Raw genomic sequence first — 2,527 nt, forward strand, 5'->3', positions numbered from 1 at the left:
GCGACCGCGGCCGGCCGCGAGCGCACCGCGCCCCGCAGCCGCGCCGAACGGCTGGTCGCCGAGGCCTGGACGGAGGTCCTGCACACCGGCGAGGTCGGCGCCGAGGACGACTTCTTCGCGCTCGGCGGCCACTCGCTGCTCGTGGTCCGGCTGGCCGGGCGCATCCGCGAGGTGCTCGGAGCGGAGGTCGGCATCGGCACCCTGTTCCAGGCCTCCACCGTCGCCGCCCTCGACGCGGCGCTCACCGTCGGCTCGCAGGCGGCGGACGCCCTCGACGTGCTGCTGCCCCTGCGGCCCGTCGCCCCGGGGCGGAAGCGTCCGCTGTTCGCCGTCCACCCGGCGGGCGGCCTGAGTTGGTGCTACACCGGCCTGATCCGCCACCTCCCCGCCGAGTTCCCGATCTACGGCCTCCAGGCCCAGGGCGTCGGCGCCGCCACCGCCCGCGAGGCCCTGCCCGGCACCCTGGAGGAGCTCGCCGCGCACTACGCCGACCGGCTGCGCGAGGTCCAGCCCGAGGGCCCGTACCGGCTGCTCGGCTGGTCCACCGGCGGGATCATCGCGCACGCCGTCGCCGTCCGGCTCCAGGAACTGGGCCAGGACGTCGAGTTGCTCGCCATCCTGGACGCCTACCCCGCAGAGGGCTTCCGCGAGCTGCCCGTCCCCGACCAGGCCGAGGCGCTGGAGGCCCTGCTCACCATGGGCGGCTTCGGACCGGCCGACCTGGACGGCAAGCCGCTCGAACTCGACGCCGTCACCGAGCTGTTGCGCCGCGAGGGCAGCCCGCTCGCCGGACTCGACGAGGCCACCGTGGCCGCGCTCAACCGGATCTACCTCAACACCAACCACCTGGTGCGCGGCTACGACCACCGCCGCTTCGATGGCGACGTGCTGTTCTTCCGCGCCACCGTCGACACCATCGACGACACCCTGGTGCCCGACCTCTGGTCCCCGTACGTGTCCGGCCGGATCGACAACACGAACGTGGCCTGCTCGCACAAGGACATGACCCTGCCCACCCCGATCGCGCACATCGCGAGCGTGATCGCCGACCGTCTTGACCGTCTCGACCGCCTGGAGAAGACCACCCATGAGTGACGCCCCCGCCAACCCCTTCGACGCCGACGGCGAGTTCCTGGCCCTCGTCAACGACCAGGGCCAGCACTCCCTGTGGCCCGCCTTCGCCGCCGTCCCGGCCGGCTGGAACACGGCCCACGGCCCGTGCGAGCGGGCGGCCGCCCTGGAGTGGATCACCGCCCACTGGACCGACCTGTGACCCCTCCGGCGGTCCAGGCCCCGGCGCGCCCCCTGCTGGCGGGGCGCGCCGCCGTGGTCGTCGTCTACACGGCCGCGATGTGCATGAACGGCCTCGACTCGACCATCGTCAACCCCGCGCTGTACCGCATCGCCGAGGACTTCGGCCGGCCCGTCTCGGCGGCCAATGCCGTGGAGACGGCCTTCCTGGTCGGACTCGCCCTCGGCCTGCCGGTGGCGGGCTGGCTCGGCGACCGGTACGGCGTGAAGCGGGTCTTCCTCACCTCGCTCACCGTCTTCACCCTGGCCTCCGCGCTGTGCGCCGCCGCCCCCGGTCTCGGCACGCTGGCCGCCGCCCGGGCCGTCCAGGGCGTCGCGGGCGGACTGCTCACCCCGGTCGGGATGACCCTGCTGTTCCGCGCCTTCGAACCGCACGAACGGGCGGGCCTCGGCCGGATCCTGATCGTCCCGACCGCGCTGATGCCCGCCCTCGGGCCGCCGCTCGGCGGCTACCTCACCGAACACCTGTCCTGGCACTGGCTGTTCCTGGTCAACGTACCGATCGGGGCCGCCGCCGTACTGCTCGGGCTGACCGGCCTGCGCGGTGAGCAGGAGGAGCCCCCGGCCGGCCGCTTCGACACCACCGGATTCCTGCTCGCCACACCGGGGTTGGGCCTGCTCACCTACGCCCTCGGGTTCGGCCCGTCGCACGGCTGGTCCTCGCCGGGGGTCTGGCTCACCGGCCTGATCGGCCTGGTGTTGACGGGAGTCGCCGTACGCCACCAACTCCGCACCACCGAACCACTGGTGGACCTGCGACTGCTCGCCGACCGGACCTTCGGCACGGCGAGCTGGCTGGCCCTGCTCACCTCGGCTGGCCTGATGGGTGCCCTGTTCGTGCTCCCGCTGCTCTACCAGGCGGCACGCGGCGCCTCGGCCCTGGACGCCGGGCTGAGCGTCTTCCCGGAGGCGATCGGCCTGATGGCCGCCTCCCAGGTGGTCGACCGCCTGCTGCCCCGCCTCGGCCCGCGCCGCCTGGCGCTACCCGCGCTGCTACTGGCGGCGGTCGTCCTCGGCTCTCTGGGCTTCGCCGAAAACCCCTGGACAGTACGGGTGTTGATGTTCGCCGTCGGCCTCGTCCTCGGCACCGCCGTCCTCACCGTCCAGATCGCCGGCTTCGCCGACGTTCCCCCACCCGCGATGGGCCGCGCGATGGCCCTGTTCACCATCATCCGCACCCTCGGCGGCGCCCTCGGCATCGCCGCCACCGCCGCCC

3 protein-coding genes are annotated in these 2,527 nt (G+C 73.8%); all 3 read left to right on the top strand.

Going from position 1 to position 2,527, the window contains the following annotated elements; genetic code table 11:
- A partial coding sequence (locus J0670_RS35620; protein WP_243437991.1) for a thioesterase domain-containing protein occupies positions 1 to 1,095 on the top strand: 1,095 nt, incomplete at its 5' end.
- Positions 1,088 to 1,273, top strand: a complete 186-nt coding sequence (locus J0670_RS35625) for an MbtH family protein (RefSeq protein WP_207816750.1) — start codon at positions 1,088 to 1,090, stop codon at positions 1,271 to 1,273. The genes J0670_RS35620 and J0670_RS35625, both read left to right, overlap by 8 nt.
- A partial coding sequence (locus J0670_RS35630) for a DHA2 family efflux MFS transporter permease subunit (protein ID WP_207816752.1) occupies positions 1,270 to 2,527 on the top strand: 1,258 nt, incomplete at its 3' end. The genes J0670_RS35625 and J0670_RS35630, both read left to right, overlap by 4 nt.

Origin of the sequence: Streptomyces sp. FH025 (assembly GCF_017427025.1) — a bacterium.
Lineage (GTDB): Bacteria > Actinomycetota > Actinomycetes > Streptomycetales > Streptomycetaceae > Kitasatospora.